Raw genomic sequence first — 17,636 nt, 5'->3', positions numbered from 1 at the left:
TAGCGGTTAACCGTCAGCGGCTGATGTCAGCCGCGTAATCTCCGACAGCAAAAAGCCGCCTTTCCGGTAAACGGAAAGGCGGCTTTTTTATTGCGCGTCAGGCTCAGGCTTCCTGGTAAGGCTCGACGAAAATGCCATCCTGCTGGTGGGTCTCGTTAAAAAACCAGATGCCCAGCGGATAATCTTCCAGCGCCACCAGGAACATGGTGCCTTCATTAAACGGCTCCATAGCCAGAATGGTGCCAACACGACGCGGGCCGCCATCGGTTTTGACGCTGACGCGGTCATTTACCTTAATTCGGTTCTCCAGATTATTGACTGAGTACAGTCTAAACGAAGAACCGTGGTGATGCAGCGCGTTAGCGGCGGGCAATGACCCAGACGGCGTGGATGATACCGGGGATATAACCACAGAGTGTCAGCAGGATATTCAGCCAGAAGGCGCCGCCAAAACCGACCTGCATAAACACGCCCAGTGGTGGCAGCAGAATAGCGATAATAATTCGTAAGATGTCCATAACCATTCCTTTAGGTATTGATAAAAATCAGCTTTATCGCTAACTATAGCTGATTCTGCTCTGTTTAGTCGAAAAGTCAGGTAAATCTGAGTAAGGAGAAACTTTTGCAATTCCTTAACATTTCACCGCAAGACTTCTTACGCGCCAGACCTTTAAACTCTTCTCACTGCACCACCCCATAGGTGCAGCCAACCTGAAAGTAACAAGGATTTTGCCCGCGCAGCGCGGGCTTTTTTTTGCCTGCGATCTCTTCGCTCCCGCCTTTCTGACCTGCGTTCTATACTGATTACTCTGTTTGCTCTCAGGAGTCAGAAAATGACAGACGAAAAACAGCACGGCGATGCTCAGCCATCCGATCTGCAGATTGATGTCGAAGGTTTACTGGCGGCGATTCAGGCCAGAACGTCGGGAGAGGTACGGGAGTATATGGAGCAGTATCAGACGCCACGGCTGGAAGTAGAAGGCCGGGTTTTCCACTCCTATAGCGAACTGGCGGAGGCATTTGAAATTGATATTTGTGATTATCGCGCCTATGAAGCGAACCGCTGAAATCGATTTCAAAAAAAACCCGGCGGGAAGGCCGGGTAAAAATTCAATTCGTTACACCAGGGAATTCTTAACACCTCTGCAGATTACCCTTTCCCGACTCCGAAACAAGCATCAGATATGCACGTTTCTGCAACCGATCGGGTAATTATGGAGCGGCTGTTACCAAAAACACCGCGCCCGCCAGTCACTTAGCCCTGCACACTTCTTGCATACCCACTTTTACTGCGGTTTCGTTTTAAGAATTATCCTGGATTTCCAGCCAGCGTGGCAGGAAAAAAAGTGTGAGCCATATTCAACTATAATATTGAAAAATCGCCGCTTTAGCCGCGAATGTGATGAAAGGAGCCTGTAAATGCCCGATCTCCACCAGCCGTTAATGATAATTACCGATCTGGATGGTTCGTTACTCGACCATCATACCTATCGCTGGGATGCGGCCACCGAATGGCTCACCACGCTCAGGCAGTACGCTGTTCCGCTGGTGATCTGTTCCAGTAAAACGGCAGCCGAGATTATTCCGCTGCAAAAAAGGCTTGGCATCAGCGGTTCACCGTTTATTGCTGAAAACGGAGCCGTGGTGCAAACACACGATCAGCAGCGTATCCGCCTGCCCGATAACACCCTGACCTATGACGCTATCTGCCAGCGGCTGGCTGCCTTGAAAACAGCGTACCGTTTTACCGGCTTTCGTGACTTCTCTGATCCGGAAGTGGCCGCAATGACCGGCCTGAGTGAGGCGGATGCAGAACTGTCGCGTCAGCGCGATGCGTCAGAAGTGATTGTCTGGCGCGACAGTGACGAGGCGTTTGACCAGTTCCATGATGCGTTGCATGCAGAGGGCCTGGCGCTGACCCAGGGCGGGCGTTTCTGGCATGTAATGCCTGCGGGCAGCGGCAAAGGCGAAGCCCTGCGCTGGCTGCTGGCGCATTCACCCGGTGAGGCACGCGTCACTATTGGACTGGGTGACGGCCCTAACGATGCGCCGATGCTGGATGCGGTTGATTATGCGGTCGTGATTAAGGGCTACAGTAAAACACCGGTGACACTCAGCCGATCCGATCAGCAGCAGATCTATCACACGGCTCACCATGGCCCTGAGGGCTGGCGTGAAGGACTGGACTATTTTTTGACTCAACCTCAATGAGCTGCCCACGGGCATTAAAAGGATGATGCGATGAGTGACTTTTATCAGAATGGCGTAATCACCAACTTTCACAACCTCACCCACCGTAGCGTGGAGTCGCTGGAAAAAGAGATGGTACGCTTTGCCCGCAAACGCAAAATGGGGCTGATCCTGCCATCGCTGTTTTCCGAACTTGAAGGCCCGGCGCTGACGAAAATCGTCGATGAGCTGGCTAAAGTGCCCTATCTGGATGAAATTGTGATTGGGCTGGATCGCGCCGACCGTGACCAGTTCCTGTTTGCCCGCGAGTTTTTCTCCCGTCTGCCTCAACGGCATCGCATTCTGTGGAACGATGGCCCACGTCTGAAGGCGATTGATGCCGAGCTGGATAAAGAGGGTTTATCACCCACTAATCCCGGCAAAGGTCGCAACGTCTGGTTCTGCACCGGCTATACGCTGGCGTCAGACCGTACCAGCTGTGTGGCACTGCATGACTGCGATATCGTCACCTATGAGCGCGGAATGCTGGCACGCCTGCTCTACCCGGTGGCGAACCCGGCGTTTCAGTATGAGTTCTGTAAGGGGTTTTATGCGCGCGTCGCGGATGGCAAGCTTAATGGCCGCGTGGGACGTCTGCTGGTGGGTCCGCTGCTGCGATCGCTGCAGAAAGTTTATGGCCATTCAGAATACCTGGAATATCTGTCGAGCTTCCGCTATCCGCTCTCCGGGGAGTTCGCCATGCGGACGCATGTGCTGAACGGGATTAAAATCCCCGGCGACTGGGGGCTGGAGATTGGCGTGCTGTCAGAGATTTACCGTAACTACACCACCCGCCAGTCGTGCCAGGTTGAGATCGCCGATAACTACGATCACAAGCATCAGCCGCTGGCTGAAGATGATGGCACCGGCGGCCTGAAGCGCATGAGCAGCGATATCGTCCAGTCACTGCTGCGTAAGCTCGCCACCATGGGTGTGCCGCTGACCAGCGACTCGTTCCGGGTGCTGAAAGCAACCTATTATCGTAATGCGCTGGATATGATGGAGACCTATAACCACGAGGCGGCGATGAACGGGCTGAAGTTTGATCAGCATGTGGAAGAGGCAGCGGTAGAGATGTTTACCCAGTCGATTCTGGAAGCGGGTCAGGCGTTTATTGAGCGTCCTAACGATAAGCCGTTTATACCGAGCTGGAGTCGCGTCCAGTCAGCCTTCCCGGATGTGCTGCAGCGGATCTATCAGGCGGTTGAAGAGGATAACGACGGTAACGTCTGAAAACAGGGCGGCACAGGGAGTGTGCCGGGCCACAGAAAAGCAAAAACCGGGCCTGGCGGGTCGCAGAACCCACAGGCCTGATGCTGTCAGCTCGCCAGTTGCTGCGCGGGATTCAAAGCGCAGAGTTCATCGCTGCGAAAGGCTTCGCTGCGCACGGCATAGCCATCATACCAGCGGCACTCCACCATGCCACTCGCGTAGCCGGTCACCACCATCGTCTGCCCCTCTTCCTTATGCTGTACTTCTTCACTGATTGCGAAAACCATGATGCGCTCCTTTTATTAACCTGAGTGTTATTAACCTGAGTGATTATTTTCTTTATAGCAGGCAAAGCCGACCCTTGCCTGTTAAGGCACGCAAAAAAAGGGCAAATTCGGAATTAATCAGCTGGATATGCGGAAAATAAAAAAAGCGGATAAAAAAACTTATCCGCTTTGATGAAGTATTAACGCTGACGTCAGATTTTACAGCCTTCGCAATCGGCTTCGTCGCCGAGATCATCCGGCACTTCGCTGGCTTTTTTCTCTGCTTTCGCTTCAGCCTGCTCCAGTTGTGCGTCGATATCAAATTCAAACATGTCGTCGTTCATCGTCATTCTCCTGACCGTAAATCACAGTGCGCTTTATACCGATTTTCCGCGCACTCTGGCAATAAGGTTGACCACTAACAGCACGATCGACCCAATGATAAAGCCGAGCACCAGGTTGGCGCCGTTGCTGAGCAGCATGGCGATCCAGCCGCTGAAGCCACTGCTGACTTCCTCGATCAGATGATGCAGCGGTGCGATGCCGTGCACCACAATCCCGCCGCCGACCAGGAACATGGCGATGGTGCCGACCACCGAGAGGATCTTCATCAGCCAGGGTGCGGCAGCCAGCAGCACGCTACCCAACCCCTGCGCAAGGCGAGACGGTTTCTCACGCAGCCAGAATCCGAAGTCATCAATTTTGACGATGGCCGCCACGATGCCGTAAACGCCTACCGTAACCAGAATTGCGATGCCCGCCAGGATAATCACCTGGTTGAGCAGCGGCGATTCCGACACGATGCCTAAGGTAATCGCGACAATTTCGGCTGACAGAATAAAATCGGTGCGCACCGCGCCTTTGATCTTCTTCTTCTCAAACTCTGCCGCATTCTGATTCGCCAGCGAATCGAGTCGCTGCTGACGCGCTTCCGGTGATTTGCTCTGCTTGTCATGCTGCAGACTGTGCATCACCTTCTCCACGCCTTCGTAGCAGAGATAGGCACCGCCAATCATCAGCAGCGGCGTAATCAGCCAGGGCGCAAACGCGGAGATAATCAGCGCCAGTGGCACCAGGATCAGTTTGTTAAGAAACGATCCTTTGGCAACGCCCCATACTACCGGCAGCTCACGATTGGCTTTCACGCCGCTGACCTGCTGAGCATTCAGCGACAGATCGTCGCCCAGTACGCCAGCGGTTTTTTTCGCCGCCACTTTCCCCATGACGGAAATATCGTCCAGAAGTGTTGCAATATCATCAAGTAAAGTCAGTAAACTGGTTCCCGCCAAAATCTTATCCTTAGTCTGGTTCGTTATGTTGACAACATGGGCAGCGCTCAATTTCCGTAACGGTCATCTCGGCGATGCCCTCACAATCCCACTCTACCCGCACCGTCTCGCCTGCTGCTCCTTCAGCATGCAGATATTTGCTGACCGGGCTTTCGGTCATGCCGGTGATCTCCTCCGTGGCGACAAGCCTGTCACCGCAGTAAACCCGCGCGGTCGCTTTGGTATTCACCATCCGCTCGTCACGAATCTGGTAAAGGCGTTTTACCGTCAGTTTTATGCTGCTCATTTCAGGCTCCTGGCCACGGAGAAAGCGCAGATCTAACCAATTATGTCTGTGATTAGCAATCGGCGTTGTAATGATGAATGCCCTGATGGTCGACTTCGGCACTCTCCGGCATCGCCAGCAGCCACTCCTCCAGCCGCTCCAGCAGGTCCTGATCCGTCAGGCGCAGTTTGCCACGTAGTGCACACTCCCAGATGATCAGCACTTTCCAGCCGCTCTCCTGCAGCTGGCGCACATAACGCCGGTCACGTTCAACGTTGCTGTTAATTTTGCCGGTCCAGAATTCTGTGCGCGTCGCCGGCAGTTTAAACAGATAGCAGTGATGACGATGCCAGAAGCAGCCATGAACAAAAATAATTGCCTGATGTTCTGTCAGAACGAAATCGGGCCGACCCGGCAGGTTTTTATCCTGCACGCGAAAGCTGAATCCCCGATCTTTCAGCAGCAGCGCAATACGTTGCTCAATGGCCGTATCCTGAGCGCGAATGGCACGCATATTTTTGCTGCGTATTTCGCTGGAGTGAACATCAGCCATAACCTCTCCTTTTTTGCTGGTACTTCAACTTTAGTCTGCGTCACGAAAAGCGAAAGCCGCCGCCCGACGACTTCACACAGTGCGCCGCAAAAACAGAACATTCCGGGGGGCTGGCACAGGGCACATCCAGGCAATTTCCTCAAAGCGTCTGGAGTGATAGCATAGGCGCCTTACTGTTAAGGAAAAACGCATGCATCCCGCCGCCCTCGCTGAACCACTCTCTGCTGCACTTTCATCTGCTGATGCGTCTGAACTCTTTCAGCAGGTGCTGGCAATCTATTCGGTTCGTGATCTCACGTCCCGCCTGCAGCAGGCAGGATTTTCCTGCTGGACGCCGGCACTCCTGAACCGGATTCGTCAGGGTAAAACCGCCCTGCCACCGCTGTGTGAGGCGGAACTGTCGCTGTTACAGGGGCTGCTGCCGGCCCGCCCCGCCCATTATGATAATCCTGAATTTCGTTTTATCGATCTCTTTGCCGGTATTGGCGGCATTCGTAAGGGGTTCGAGGCGATCGGCGGCAAGTGCGTGTTTACCAGTGAATGGAATAAAGAGGCGGTCCGCACTTACAAAGCCAACCACTACAGCGATCCGCTGGAGCATCACTTCAATACCGATATCCGTCAGGTCACCCAGCCGGAAGGTCTGACTGACGATGAAGCGATATACCGCGCGATTGATGCGGCAATCCCCGATCATCAGGTGCTGCTGGCCGGTTTTCCCTGCCAGCCCTTTTCGCTGGCGGGCGTCAGCAAGAAAAATGCGCTGGGTCGTGCACATGGCTTTGAGTGTCAGGTACAGGGCACGCTGTTTTTCGATGTGGCCCGTATCCTGGCTGCCAAGAAGCCGCCGTTCTTTGTGCTGGAGAATGTGAAAAACCTCAAGAGTCACGACAAGGGCCGCACCTTCGCCATTATCATGGAGACGCTGGATGAGCTGGGCTATGACGTTGCGGATGCGGGTGCCAGCAGCCCGGATGCCAAAGTGATCGATGCGCGTCACTTCCTGCCGCAGCATCGCGAACGCATTGTGCTGGTGGGTATTCGCCGTGACCTGAAAAAGCAGGATTTTACGCTGCGCGATATCCGCCGTTTCTACCCGGCGCAGGTACCCAGCCTGCAGAGCCTGCTGGAGAGTGCGCCGGACGACAAATATATCCTGTCACCGGTGCTGTGGCGCTACCTCTATCAGTATGCGAAAAAACATAAAGCCAAAGGCAATGGCTTTGGCTTTGGCCTCAACGATCCGCGTAATCCTGACTGCTGCGTGCGTACGCTGTCAGCACGTTACTACAAAGATGGCTCAGAGATCCTGATCGATCGCGGCTGGGACAGTGCGCTGGGCGAAGCGGAGTTTCAGGATGCCGATAACATGGCGCGTCGGCCACGCCGCCTTTCCCCGCGAGAGTGCGCCCGTTTGATGGGCTTTGATGTGCCAGGACGCGAGCCGTTCCGCATTCCGGTTTCGGATACCCAGGCTTATAAGCAGTTTGGTAACTCGGTGGTAGTGCCTGTGTTTGCAGCGGTGGCTCAGCTGTTACTGCCACATATCCGTCAGCTGAAGTCGTAAGCACCGTGAAATGAAAAAACCCGTCTGGCGACGGGTTTCAGGTTCCTGTAAAACCTGGCCAGATTAGCGGTGAGATCGAGCCTGCTCAGGGAACAGGGTCAGATCGGAAAGACGCAAAAACTGTCATCCATGACCGCTCGGCCCGCGTAATTACGCACCTCATCCCTGAGGTGCGCCCGTAGCCGGGCCAACGCTTTGCGTTGTTCAAAAACGCTCCCGGCGTTTTTGTCCCTGGCGCGGGACGCTTTCCTTCTCTGACCCTGTTCCCTGCGCGCTGAGGTATTGAGTTGCGGCCAGATTTAGCCGGTTTCAGCAAACCCTGAAATGAAAAAACCCGTCTGGCGACGGGTTTCTGTTTTATTTCTTCTTCTTGCTCTGCTTCTTCAGCAGCAGCCGAATCTGCTTCAGCTCTGTTGCACTTAGTGCATCGGTCTTCACGTCAGCGGCACTGGATCCCTCAGTCCCCTCTTCAGTGATATCCTGGTTATCAATCGCCGGATGTGGATGCGTTTCCAGACTGGCCTGCAAACGTTGCACAATCTCCTGGCTCATCGAAATCTGATTTTCCAGCGCCAGCTGTTTAATCGTTTCTTTCAGCTCAGGATCAATTTTAATTGTTAAATTAACAGTTTCAGTCATCGGGCAGCTCCTTTTTGTTATTGCTACAAGCTACCGGATGACCGTTTCGATTAACATACTGTCACAAAAATTTAATATTCGGTTTGTAAAGGTGTGAAGTCCCGCAGCACACCCTCATCCATACCCACCAGATTGCCCTGTAGTTCGGCATAAAGCTTCGCCATATAGCGCACCAGGAAATCGGCGTTATGTTCAGCCAGCATGCGGCCGGTTTCGGTGTGCATGGTTTCCGGCAGACGCAACAACTTCTTCTGGAAATGATCCAGCGTCCACTTAACATCATTCAGTTCGCGATCTTTACCCAGCGGGTCCTGGCTGTCGAATAATGGCCGATTCAGCGCACCGGCGGTATAGAAGACCCGCGCCAGCCCGATCGCGCCCAGCGACTCCAGCCGATCAGCATCCTGTACAATTTTAGCTTCCAGCGTCTGAGGCGGTATGCCGGCGCTGAAACTGTGGGTTTTAACGGCATGCATCACGGCATCAATCTTTTCAGCCGGGAAATCGAGAAAGTCCTGCTGCAGAATGCGCTGGGTTTCCGTCGCGGCATAGGTAGAGGCGAGATGACGTTCCGGATGATTCTTCGGCAGGTTCACCACATCGTGAAAATAGCAGGCGGTCAGCACCACCAGCGGATCAGCGGGCGTGCCGTTCATGATTCGCTGTGCGCTCATCCAGACACGCCGCAGATGGGCGATATCGTGCGCGCCGTCGTCGTGGATCCAGTTCGCCTGAAACCAGCTTTCATAGCGAGATTGCCAGAGTGTGAGTGACATAATCTATCTCCCTGTAGTGATCGACAGCAGTTTTTCTGTCGCGATCAGTGCGCAAACGGCAAGCCATCATAGCGACTGGCTAATGACACTTTTTTTACAGTGCAGTTGAAAAGAGCAGCGCTGCCAGCAATTCCGGGCAGAAAAATGAGATCTGGATCATCTGTATAGCATCTCTGTTACACAATAACCGCAATTTCGGCTGTTTTCAGTCTTTCCTCAGTGAATTGCTGCTAAGAAAATTAGTTTAACAGGCGTAATGTTTGGTTCGATCTTAACCAACTTCCTGCCTCATGCTCAGCGTTTTTTTGTCACGCGATTAAGTGTAAAACTGCACGTTATGACAGGTGAAAAAGTCTGAAAAGGTTCCTATTTTTACGGTTATAACGTACTGTATCCGGGCTATTCGTCGCTTTTTGCCAGTTGCGTGATAAGCTTTGGTGCGCTTTTTGCATTTTGCTGGTTTTTAACTACTAAAGTGACAATTATACAGTGACAGTCAGCCGACAAATTATTAAGCAAAATGATTTAAAGCTTTTATGATAACTCTCAGATGTGAAGCAAATGGACTTTTACAGCAGTAACCGGGTTCTACTAATAAAAAGAGGTAATCCATGAAAGAACGGCCGATTCTTTTTTCCGAACAGCGTGTTCGTGCCCTGTTGGTTGGCCAGCAAACGCAAACCCGGCGCATTATGAAAACTCAGGCTTTCGGTCCGGGACAGGATCATCACGAGGGCGTACACGCTTTCGATGTGAGTGCTAATCATCTGCATGGTTATAAAATGATGTCGATGACGGACATCAGCTATCAGTGTCCGTACGGTAAACCGGGTGACGTGCTCTGGGTGCGTGAAACCTGGCGTGGCCCGATGGTACCCGAGCAGTATCTGGCCGATTATGAACGCGACCCGACGCCCTTCCGCCAGCCAGAATATTGCCAGTATCGTGCAGACAGCAACGAGCTGGGCCAGCATGCACTGAGCACGCCGGAAGCGGAACAGTTTGGCTGGCAGACTGCCATTCATATGCCGCGCTGGGCCAGCCGCATCAATCTGGAGATTACCGGCGTGCGAGCTGAGAAAATTCAGGACATCAGTGAAGATGACATTATGGCGGAAGGTGTGCAGACCGATTCGCACTTCCTCAACAACTTCTTCACCATGAACGTCAATTCTGAATCGCCTAAAGAGGCGTACCGCAAAGCCTGGGAAAAACAGTATGGTGCGACCAGCTGGGAAGTGAATCCCTGGGTGTGGGTGATTGAGTTTCATCGTATTGAGCGCAACTGACGCTCCGGCCCCACGCTTTGCGGGCTGAATCACAGACAACGACCGTGCTAACGGGTTGAATAGACGGCCCTTAGCCCTGTCGCCAGATGAACAGTGCCAGCATGGTGTTTCGATGCTGGCATTTTTATGTCTGGCGCGTCAGGATAGCGAAATAGTCCGGTTCTGTGCGGGAGTTGCGATGTTTAAATGGCCCTGGAAAACGCATAACGACGCCACCCTGGCCGCGCTGCCATGGCAGCATGGGCTGGCGCAGCCGATATTCAGCCAGCTGGATGAGGCTGAACAGCAGGCGCTGGCTGAGCTGGCGCAGCGCTTTCTGCAGCAGAAAAAGCTGGTGCCGCTCGACGGTGTTCAGCTGGATGAATTGCGCAGTGTGCGGATCGCCCTGCTGTTCTGCCTGCCCGTGCTGAAACTGGGCCTGGAGTGGCTGGACGGTTTCCACGATGTGTTGATCTATCCCGAGCCGTTCGAGGTCGACGATCAGTGGCAGGATGACGATGGGCTGGTTCACAGCGCGCCTGCGGTTCACGCCGGACAGAGCTGGACGCAGGGGCCGGTCGTACTCAACTGGCTCGATATTCAGGACTCGTTCGATCTCTCCGGCTTTAATCTGGTGATCCACGAAGTTGCGCACAAGCTGGATGCCCGCGGCAGCGGTTACACCAGCGGTATTCCGGTCATGTCGCTGCGTGACGTCGCACTCTGGGAGAAGGATTTGCGTGCCGCGATGGCGGAGATTGAGAGTGAAGTTGAACTGGTGGGTGAGCAGGCCGCTACGATCGATCCCTACGCCGCCAGCGATCCGGCTGAGTGCTTCGCCGTGCTCTCTGAATATTTCTTTACGGCTCCGGTTCTGCTGGCTGAACGCTTTCCCGCCATGTATCAGCATCTGCGCCAGTTTTACCAGCAGGATCCCCTGGCCAGAATCGCCGCTGACACTGCGCAAATTGCTTAAATCACGATCGCTTTGCGTTAAAGCTAGCCAGTTGAATGATAATGTGTTTTTTGCTGTTGACACCTTCGGGCGACGCCGTTAATATTCGCCTCGTTCACACGATTCCTCTGTAGTTCAGTCGGTAGAACGGCGGACTGTTAATCCGTATGTCACTGGTTCGAGTCCAGTCAGAGGAGCCAGATTAGAAAAGCCCGCTCAGGGAAACCTGAGCGGGCTTTTTGCTTTTCAGCGATCCCCGTTTTCTTTTCCTGTCTGACTGTTCATCGCAGCTCGTCTGCGGCTGCTATTACCGAGACCACCGTTAAGTCTGAATCAACGCAGGCTGTCTGGCGCAACCCTGTCATGGTGTTGTAACGAGATGGCTTTAAATGAAAAACCAGCCGGGCAATATTTGCGCCAGCTGGCTCATACTACTGACGAATTATTACGCAGGAATGGTCAGTACCTGACCCGGTGCAATTTTATCCGGGCTGCTGAGAAGGTTTTTATTCGCCTCAAATATTTTCATATACTGGGACGCATCATTGTAAAACTGCCTGGCGATGGCGCTGAGCGTGTCGCCTGATTTAACCGTATATGTACGATTACTCCCTGCGGCGGTTACAGACTTATCTTCAACATTTTTATCCACAGCATGTAACAACTCATCGCCTATATTTTTAATATTATCCAGAATGCTCATATTTACTCCCCTATCGTTTCTGATACGTTTAGTTTAATAAAGAAAACAGGATTGCCAGGCAAATACTGCTCGGCGTACGATACACCTGCTTTTAATTCATGGGTTAAACCACTGCTAAACGTTGCTGTAATTAATATAAAAATAGAGGATGTTAATGATGGGTATATTGTCATGGGTTGTATTCGGATTACTTGCCGGCATTATCGCCAGATGTATTATGCCAGGTAAAGAACATATGGACATTTTCATGACCATTATTCTGGGTATTATCGGTGCGCTGATTGGCGGTGTCGTCAGTACCGCTCTGGGTTTTGGCAAGGTCGATGGCTTCAATATTTACAGCATTGGCATTGCCACCGTGGGTTCAATTATTGCGCTGTTTGTCATTCATAAAATCAGAGCGTGTAAACAGTCTTAATAGATTACGTCAAAGGGGATAACAGAATGAGTTTACTGGAAACAGTACTGGCCATGTGCGGCCTGAATAATCAGACCAGCCAGGAAGTGAAAGGTGTGCTGGAGTGGGTTGAGCAGCAAGGCGGTTTACATACCATCGTGAGTCACCTGCAGAGCGGCGAGTACAGTGAGGTGGTTAACTCCTGGCTGGGTGATGAGCAGAATGTTGCGCTGAGCAGCGACCTGGTGCAGAAGATGATTAACTCTGAGGCGATTGAGCAACTGGCTGCGCGGATGGGCATCAACACCAGCGATGCACTGAATCTGCTGGCGAAATATCTGCCGCAGCTGGTGGATAAAGCGTCAACGGCGGGCGTCGTGGATAAAAAAGCCGATCTTACCGGTCTGGTGAGTCAGTTAATGCACTAAGCATGATGCTAGTGAAAGATAAAAGCCTGCTACTTAAGTATTGGGCTTTTATCTTTTGTGTTTGGGAGAATTGAATAAAGTTGTTAAACACATAGACTAAAAAAATTCCTGCCGTAATATGAAGCAAAATCCTAAGAATTAATTTTGTTTATAAAGCTACGCTGTAAATGAATATCGCACGCGGCAAGCACTTGCAGGAAATGGGGGTGGATTGTATACTGAATAAAGACGAACTCATTATCAAAAGCAACTGGGTGTAAGGAGCAGTTATCATCCGCGCAGCATAATTAAAAGTTATGACTGTCTAGAAAACTGTAATTATAATAACAAGAGGAGAGCATTAGTGACTACAATTAAAAAATCCCGACGCAAGGGCCGGGATCTCTTGTGATGCGAAAAATTACCATTTACAACCTGTTTTTTAATCAATTTCACTAATTAACCTATTGAAAAATCTTACCCAGAGCGAGAAAGCATTATTGTAACACCTTATATTTTAGGCCTATATTTATACTCTTAAGCATATCAGAAACCTGCTTCAGGAAATAAAAAGCCTGTTCTGGAAGATCATATTTAAAATACACCTCAATTATTTTTACCGACTTTCCTTTTGATTCAGGAAAAGCATCATATAATTCACCACTCTCGATAAAGGCCACATAGGAATTTATTTTTTCCTGTAGTGTGTATAAATGCTCTTCAATTGGCTCACCCCATACAAGACGGTCTGAAATTGCCAGGCTTACGGTATCCTGGCTATCGTTCGGTATACCAATAGAGTCAATCGTTTTTACATCTTGTATAGACATATTTAATCCTGATTTTTTTATCCGGTCTAATAATTTCAACTTTTGTAGGTGGAATTTGAGATCCACCTTCAAAACTGGACTTACCTGCTCATACCACGGTAATATTACTTAATGGCATAGCGACATTTTTTTAGATTAGTCGTTGATGAGAAGTGGCGTTGATCAAGGTAAGTGCTTACAGGGAACATCCATTATGCTTTTAAATCGCCACCTGAGGTTTCTTTTCTCCATACAGATACAATAACCACCATTTCATACCCTGACTTTTCTTAACCTCTGGAGCACATAGCGCATTACTCTCAATATCAATAGGAAGAAGGTGGCGAAAATTTCCAATCGCGAGGCACATCACCAGTATTGCACCGAACTTCAAGCGTGATAACGGGCATTTAGCGAGATGACTGATACAAATTTCAAGCCCTTCAGATCGGAGCTCATTCCACATTAAGATAAATCAATCTCCTCACCTCATCTCTTAATTTATCTTCGCTAAACTCATAATCTTCACGATCATCATGTGGATTATACAAATCAGCCAAGCAAAATATACTCGATAAATTTTCACTTGTTTTAAATTCATAGTTAAGCATGTTTTTATTATCACGCTCTAAGCGCCAAAGCTCAATATAAGCTTCTGAAAACACATCCGCCGACAATCTTCCATCGACAAACGCCTTAGAAAAATCCATTAGCAAACAACTCATCGTAACACTCCGTTTTTCATGAAATCATCGTGTTACGGCGTTCCCGACTACACTTTAAATCCTGTGATAAACTCACCGGATTTATCAATAATAACAGCATTGTTCGTTGTCGCATTAAATTACAATTTCGAATATTTCACAAAGCCATAAGTACCTTTTTCAAAAGTAGCTATATCATCCATATGATTTTTAATGGCTATTTCGTAATGTTTAATTGTTTCTGGATTTTTCTTCGCCTTAACAATGTCAAAATAAATGGCATGCTTGAAATTTTTATCTCACTGCTTTGCACTAAAAGTTACACTTTCAGAAATAATACCAGTGCTTACATGCGGTATTTTCTTACCCGGCAACATAGTTCAGGCAAGCATTCCGCCAGTGGCTTCCAGCGCCAGCTGGTTCCCCAGTGACACCTGCCTAAAAGTAGCAGCAACCGCAGACCCGGTATCTGCAAGTGCATTGATAATGCCGTTGGCGATAGAAGAGGTTATCCCTTCCCCCAGCTTTTCCCAAACTTTTCTCTTCAGACATTCAGCTGCCTGTTTCACTGTTGCGCGCGCCTGGTCACCCCTTCGCGCACTATTCTCAACTTACCTTCTTTTTAGACTAGATAAAAACAAAATACCAATACCTAAAACCAAACCAATAACGGCACCTCTTTGTATGGAATCGAATAAATTTTCTCGCCATTCAAAGGAAAAGCTTCCATTCCTTATCATAAAAACAGATGCCACACCTAACCTAACTAAAAATAAAGTTAATGTGGTTATAAGAAAGAAATAAAATATTAACTTTATGGCTAATGCTATATTTTTCATTATTTATTCTCCAACTGTTTTTGAAGTTCAGAGCCAGCGACCTCTGAAGCTCCGGAACCAATCACAGCTCCAGCCAAACCAGCTGCTTTTTCTGAAATTAAAGGTAGGTATTTATTTCCAACCTCTACTGCTTTGCCTCCTGCAGCCCCAACCCCCGTACCAAAAGCAGCGCCAGCTACAATTGGAAGTGCCTCTTTTCCTTGCAACTTAGCCCCTGCATAAGCACCTGTAATACCTGCTACTTCAGTGAACCAGAACCCCTTACCCTGAGTGAGTCCGCTGATACCTGTAGCGATAAGTGCATCAGTGGCACTGAAGGGGTCGCCGCTCTGTAGCTGATTCAAAATATTTGCAGAACCACCTATAGCACCTGCACCGATAATACTTCCGGCCGTTGCACCAGATGGTAACAGAACAGGTGCAACAACAGCAGTAGCTCCAGCTCCCCACGCTGTTAATAAGCCTGTTGCCGGGTTCTGTCCGGCAGGTAAATCTCCCGAAACCAGTTAATCAGAGGCATACTTAATTTCTTCTGGTGTTGCCGGATTCAGGACCTTACCAGTCTCATCTGTAAGATTAGTGTTATTTTTCAGGGATCCTTGTGCTTGATTATTACTCCAGAAACCACTACCAAATCCACTTAAACCTGACAGCTCATTATTCTCAACCGCATTTTTCCCGGTAACCGCGCCGCTCGTCGCCGCAGCACTGCTGTTGCCCAACATGCCGCCCGCCAGTCCTGCCGCCAGCGTGCCGAGCAGGCTCAGCTGCTCGCGGTCTTCCTGCCCCAGCGCCGCTATCTTCTCCGGGGTATCTGCACCCCAGTACTTCTCTGCGATGTAGCGGGTGGCAAGCTCGCCGCTGAAGGCACCTGCCGCACCTGCTGTTGCGTTATTGCCCGCCAGCTGCGCCAGTACGGCACCCGCAACCGCGTGCGCCATGGTGTTAGCCAGGACGTTAGTCTGCTCCTGTCCGTCGACAACTTTGCTGGTAGCTTGCTTAATTTTATTGGCGATGTAAGGCGCCATTCCACCTGCTGCTGCACCGATGTTACCTGCGCCAAGGCCACCCAGCACGCCCGTCACGGCTGCGATAGAATAGCTGCCGATCAGGCCTGATTTTTTCCTCGCGCTGAAGCACTTCAGAAAGAAGGGATAAATGAAATACTGCTCGGAAAAAATAATTCGTTTTACAGAGATGACTCGCTGTTAATTCCCTGGCTTTCAGCGAGTTTATGCAGCAGAAGGTGTATATTTAAACAGGTTAAATCGGAACAGGAAGCACTTAACGAGACTTTTAGCGCGGCTGAAGCGGGCGGCAACCCGCAGCAGCCGCTGACCACAACTAACTATGCAGGAGTTAATTATGGCAGACATGCATCATAAGTCAGGAACCCGCACGGTCACAACCGCCGCGCATTATTACAGAGTCGGATACCGGCCTAATAGGGGCCAGCCGAATCTCCTGCCCCAGCTCACCATCAAGGGCCGCTGGCTGGGAGCGCTGGGCTTTACCACCGGGCAGAAGATCCAGGTGCGAACCGGGATCTTAACCTAGCCTTTGCAGCGACTTAGGGCTAATCGCAGACCGGCACCGATTTCGGCTGGGGAACTGTCTACAGGAAGAACCACATAATCAGATTCGTTGATCCTTGCACCGCTCCAGGCTTCCAGCTTTTCATGGTAGCTGGGACGAATAGTAATCTGATTATTTACCAGATGAATACCACATTTTTTCATATTTTTAAACAATGCTCTTTTAGTTTTATAGCCATATTTTTCCATCAACATAACTATCCAGATTGCATATTTTTCTTTGCCTTTTTCAAGATCAAAAAATTCTACACGATCAGCAAGTACGGTTAATGTTCGGCTATTAAACAATGCTTGTAAGATCTCCTCCCCCAAACTTTTATCATCTATATCAAGTGGTAATAGACGACATGGAAACAAGGGATCTCTTCTCGTCATACCTAATCCTGAGTAAGTCTCAATATTCAAAAACTCATTGGTAAAAAAAGCATTAGCCCAATAATCTTGATCTTTATTAAATTCCATCATTTCACCTGAGTTCCCGTCACTTTGACGCCCTGGGATTTACCATATTTGATGACGCAGTTTATTTCTGTCCATTGGGTTTTAGTGGTATTCTCAGGAACAGCGAGTTGTATCTCTTTGTTAGTTATCATTGATGAAGTTAATTCACGATCAGAGAGTGCATACTCTTTAAATTTCGCAGCCGCATCAACATTTCCCTTAATTGAGCTATACACCTGATTAGGATTAGCCAATTTCGGCATCGTCTGTGTATCCATTGATTTAGTGCTCACGGCTGTTATGGTCGCACCATCATAATAATCAAATGTTTTAAAGTTCGGCGGTAAACGGGCATCAGCGGGAAGAGATTTACCAACATAATCCTCCTACGGCATTCCTTGTTTCATATTGCCCTAGCCCCATTCCATCCCAACTTCTGATGCTTTGACCGTAGCAGTCGCTGTATTGCGACTCATGAATGATATAGCCGCTTTGGTTATATCTTTCAACAGCAATCCACCACTGACCAGCATGGCCTGGTTTTCCGGATCAGACACGAACAAAGCATACTTAGTCCATTCAGGACTAGTTGTATCGATCTTCGCCAGATCCTGACCGTTCGACTGCTGAACGTAAGCTTTCTCTTCCTAACTGGTCATCACATCTACGCCAGGAATATTATCAATTTAGCCAGGACGCTCTGCCATATCGTAACCACCCTA

25 protein-coding genes, 1 tRNA gene and 2 pseudogenes are annotated in these 17,636 nt (G+C 50.0%); 11 read left to right on the top strand and 17 right to left on the bottom strand.

Features of this window, described 5'->3' with window-relative positions:
- Positions 1–103: 103 nt before the first annotated feature.
- Positions 104–298 carry a protein DsrB gene (dsrB, locus tag LC417_RS01235; protein ID WP_223565713.1) on the bottom strand — a complete coding sequence of 65 codons (195 nt, stop codon included), beginning with the start codon at positions 296–298 and terminating at the stop codon, positions 104–106.
- Between the two features lie 61 nt (positions 299–359).
- Complete coding sequence (locus LC417_RS01230) at positions 360–518, bottom strand: YqaE/Pmp3 family membrane protein (RefSeq protein WP_010247691.1); 159 nt, start codon at positions 516–518, stop codon at positions 360–362.
- 315 nt (positions 519–833) lie between these two features.
- Between LC417_RS01230 and LC417_RS01225 the strand changes: the two genes are divergently transcribed.
- The 3 genes from LC417_RS01225 (at position 834) to LC417_RS01215 (ending at position 3,462) form a co-directional block, all read left to right on the top strand.
- Positions 834–1,067, top strand: a complete 234-nt coding sequence (locus LC417_RS01225; RefSeq protein WP_223565370.1) for a DUF2525 domain-containing protein — start codon at positions 834–836, stop codon at positions 1,065–1,067.
- 352 nt (positions 1,068–1,419) lie between these two features.
- Positions 1,420–2,211 carry a mannosyl-3-phosphoglycerate phosphatase-related protein gene (locus LC417_RS01220; protein ID WP_163798639.1) on the top strand — a complete coding sequence of 264 codons (792 nt, stop codon included), beginning with the start codon at positions 1,420–1,422 and terminating at the stop codon, positions 2,209–2,211.
- Positions 2,212–2,241: 30 nt separating this feature from the next.
- A complete protein-coding gene (locus LC417_RS01215) occupies positions 2,242–3,462 on the top strand; it encodes a glycosyl transferase (protein ID WP_010247700.1) in 1,221 nt (406 codons plus the stop codon).
- 86 nt (positions 3,463–3,548) lie between these two features.
- Here LC417_RS01215 and LC417_RS01210 read toward each other — a convergent pair whose 3' ends face one another.
- The 5 genes from LC417_RS01210 to LC417_RS01195 all read right to left on the bottom strand — a co-directional run bounded on the left by LC417_RS01210 (position 3,549) and on the right by LC417_RS01195 (position 5,814).
- Positions 3,549–3,728 carry a YodC family protein gene (locus tag LC417_RS01210; protein WP_223565369.1) on the bottom strand — a complete coding sequence of 60 codons (180 nt, stop codon included), beginning with the start codon at positions 3,726–3,728 and terminating at the stop codon, positions 3,549–3,551.
- 191 nt (positions 3,729–3,919) lie between these two features.
- On the bottom strand, positions 3,920–4,051 hold the full coding sequence (locus LC417_RS22385; RefSeq protein WP_003854444.1) for a hypothetical protein: 132 nt from the start codon (positions 4,049–4,051) through the stop codon (positions 3,920–3,922).
- A 33-nt stretch (positions 4,052–4,084) separates the two neighbouring features.
- Entirely contained in the window at positions 4,085–4,996 is a 912-nt protein-coding gene (locus LC417_RS01205) for a DUF808 domain-containing protein (protein ID WP_010247708.1), read from the bottom strand.
- A gap of 10 nt (positions 4,997–5,006) precedes the next feature.
- Complete coding sequence (locus tag LC417_RS01200) at positions 5,007–5,282, bottom strand: hypothetical protein (protein WP_010247711.1); 276 nt, start codon at positions 5,280–5,282, stop codon at positions 5,007–5,009.
- 52 nt (positions 5,283–5,334) lie between these two features.
- Positions 5,335–5,814, bottom strand: a complete 480-nt coding sequence (locus tag LC417_RS01195) for a very short patch repair endonuclease (protein WP_010247714.1) — start codon at positions 5,812–5,814, stop codon at positions 5,335–5,337.
- A 190-nt stretch (positions 5,815–6,004) separates the two neighbouring features.
- On the opposite strand from LC417_RS01195, the gene dcm reads away from it, so the two are divergent.
- Complete coding sequence (gene dcm / locus LC417_RS01190; protein WP_122458246.1) at positions 6,005–7,381, top strand: DNA (cytosine-5-)-methyltransferase; 1,377 nt, start codon at positions 6,005–6,007, stop codon at positions 7,379–7,381.
- Between the two features lie 357 nt (positions 7,382–7,738).
- Here the strand turns inward: dcm and LC417_RS01185 are convergent, their stop codons facing one another.
- The gene (locus LC417_RS01185; RefSeq protein WP_010247717.1) at positions 7,739–8,020 is read right to left on the bottom strand and encodes an Arc family DNA-binding protein; all 282 of its coding nucleotides are present in this window, start codon (positions 8,018–8,020) and stop codon (positions 7,739–7,741) included.
- Between the two features lie 71 nt (positions 8,021–8,091).
- Complete coding sequence (locus tag LC417_RS01180) at positions 8,092–8,796, bottom strand: phosphohydrolase (protein WP_010670862.1); 705 nt, start codon at positions 8,794–8,796, stop codon at positions 8,092–8,094.
- 611 nt (positions 8,797–9,407) lie between these two features.
- Here LC417_RS01180 and LC417_RS01175 point away from each other — a divergent pair.
- The 3 genes from LC417_RS01175 to LC417_RS01165 all read left to right on the top strand — a co-directional run bounded on the left by LC417_RS01175 (position 9,408) and on the right by LC417_RS01165 (position 11,219).
- Positions 9,408–10,085, top strand: coding sequence for a hypothetical protein (locus LC417_RS01175; protein WP_010247721.1), 678 nt, complete (start codon positions 9,408–9,410; stop codon positions 10,083–10,085).
- A gap of 178 nt (positions 10,086–10,263) precedes the next feature.
- On the top strand, positions 10,264–11,040 hold the full coding sequence (gene mtfA, locus LC417_RS01170; RefSeq protein ID WP_197476484.1) for a DgsA anti-repressor MtfA: 777 nt from the start codon (positions 10,264–10,266) through the stop codon (positions 11,038–11,040).
- A gap of 103 nt (positions 11,041–11,143) precedes the next feature.
- A tRNA-Asn gene (locus tag LC417_RS01165) sits at positions 11,144–11,219 on the top strand.
- A gap of 245 nt (positions 11,220–11,464) precedes the next feature.
- Here LC417_RS01165 and LC417_RS22515 read toward each other — a convergent pair.
- A pseudogene (locus LC417_RS22515) lies at positions 11,465–11,662 on the bottom strand (LysM peptidoglycan-binding domain-containing protein); the annotation flags it as partial.
- Positions 11,663–11,879: 217 nt separating this feature from the next.
- On the opposite strand from LC417_RS22515, the gene LC417_RS01155 reads away from it, so the two are divergent.
- Together LC417_RS01155 and LC417_RS01150 are read left to right on the top strand one after the other, a co-directional pair.
- Positions 11,880–12,140: a GlsB/YeaQ/YmgE family stress response membrane protein gene (locus LC417_RS01155; protein ID WP_223565712.1), complete on the top strand. Its 261-nt coding sequence runs from the start codon at positions 11,880–11,882 to the stop codon at positions 12,138–12,140.
- Between the two features lie 26 nt (positions 12,141–12,166).
- On the top strand, positions 12,167–12,547 hold the full coding sequence (locus LC417_RS01150; RefSeq protein ID WP_010247730.1) for a YidB family protein: 381 nt from the start codon (positions 12,167–12,169) through the stop codon (positions 12,545–12,547).
- A 476-nt stretch (positions 12,548–13,023) separates the two neighbouring features.
- On the opposite strand, the gene LC417_RS01145 is transcribed toward LC417_RS01150, so the two are convergent.
- Positions 13,024–13,356 (bottom strand): DUF6572 domain-containing protein, encoded by a 333-nt coding sequence (locus LC417_RS01145; protein WP_223565368.1) that lies wholly within the window; start codon positions 13,354–13,356, stop codon positions 13,024–13,026.
- Between the two features lie 434 nt (positions 13,357–13,790).
- Positions 13,791–14,060, bottom strand: coding sequence for a colicin immunity domain-containing protein (locus LC417_RS01140; protein ID WP_064691434.1), 270 nt, complete (start codon positions 14,058–14,060; stop codon positions 13,791–13,793).
- A gap of 264 nt (positions 14,061–14,324) precedes the next feature.
- Between LC417_RS01140 and LC417_RS01130 the strand changes: the two genes are divergently transcribed.
- A complete protein-coding gene (locus tag LC417_RS01130) occupies positions 14,325–14,843 on the top strand; it encodes a hypothetical protein (RefSeq protein ID WP_223565366.1) in 519 nt (172 codons plus the stop codon).
- 34 nt (positions 14,844–14,877) lie between these two features.
- On the opposite strand, the gene LC417_RS01125 is transcribed toward LC417_RS01130, so the two are convergent.
- Together LC417_RS01125 and LC417_RS01120 are read right to left on the bottom strand one after the other, a co-directional pair.
- Positions 14,878–15,222, bottom strand: a complete 345-nt coding sequence (locus tag LC417_RS01125; RefSeq protein ID WP_223565365.1) for a hypothetical protein — start codon at positions 15,220–15,222, stop codon at positions 14,878–14,880.
- Between the two features lie 162 nt (positions 15,223–15,384).
- Positions 15,385–15,906 carry a VENN motif pre-toxin domain-containing protein gene (locus LC417_RS01120; protein ID WP_223565364.1) on the bottom strand — a complete coding sequence of 174 codons (522 nt, stop codon included), beginning with the start codon at positions 15,904–15,906 and terminating at the stop codon, positions 15,385–15,387.
- 337 nt (positions 15,907–16,243) lie between these two features.
- Here LC417_RS01120 and LC417_RS01115 point away from each other — a divergent pair, with 337 nt between their 5' ends.
- Entirely contained in the window at positions 16,244–16,435 is a 192-nt protein-coding gene (locus tag LC417_RS01115) for a SymE family type I addiction module toxin (RefSeq protein WP_050680080.1), read from the top strand.
- Here the strand turns inward: LC417_RS01115 and LC417_RS01110 are convergent.
- From LC417_RS01110 to LC417_RS22575, 3 genes and pseudogenes are all read right to left on the bottom strand, one after another.
- Entirely contained in the window at positions 16,432–16,935 is a 504-nt protein-coding gene (locus tag LC417_RS01110) for a contact-dependent growth inhibition system immunity protein (RefSeq protein WP_163639730.1), read from the bottom strand. The two genes, LC417_RS01115 and LC417_RS01110, sit on opposite strands and share 4 nt — an antisense overlap.
- Positions 16,935–17,288, bottom strand: a pseudogene (locus LC417_RS01105) (hypothetical protein); the annotation flags it as partial. The pseudogene LC417_RS01105 and the gene LC417_RS01110, both read right to left, overlap by 1 nt.
- Positions 17,289–17,327: 39 nt before the next feature.
- Positions 17,328–17,513: a hypothetical protein gene (locus tag LC417_RS22575; protein ID WP_340138744.1), complete on the bottom strand. Its 186-nt coding sequence runs from the start codon at positions 17,511–17,513 to the stop codon at positions 17,328–17,330.
- Between the last annotated feature and the right edge of the window lie 123 nt (positions 17,514–17,636).

This window comes from Pantoea sp. OVA07A, from assembly GCF_019969975.1.
Classification (GTDB): domain Bacteria; phylum Pseudomonadota; class Gammaproteobacteria; order Enterobacterales; family Enterobacteriaceae; genus Pantoea; species Pantoea agglomerans.
This window is presented reverse-complemented; position numbering and strand designations above follow the sequence as displayed.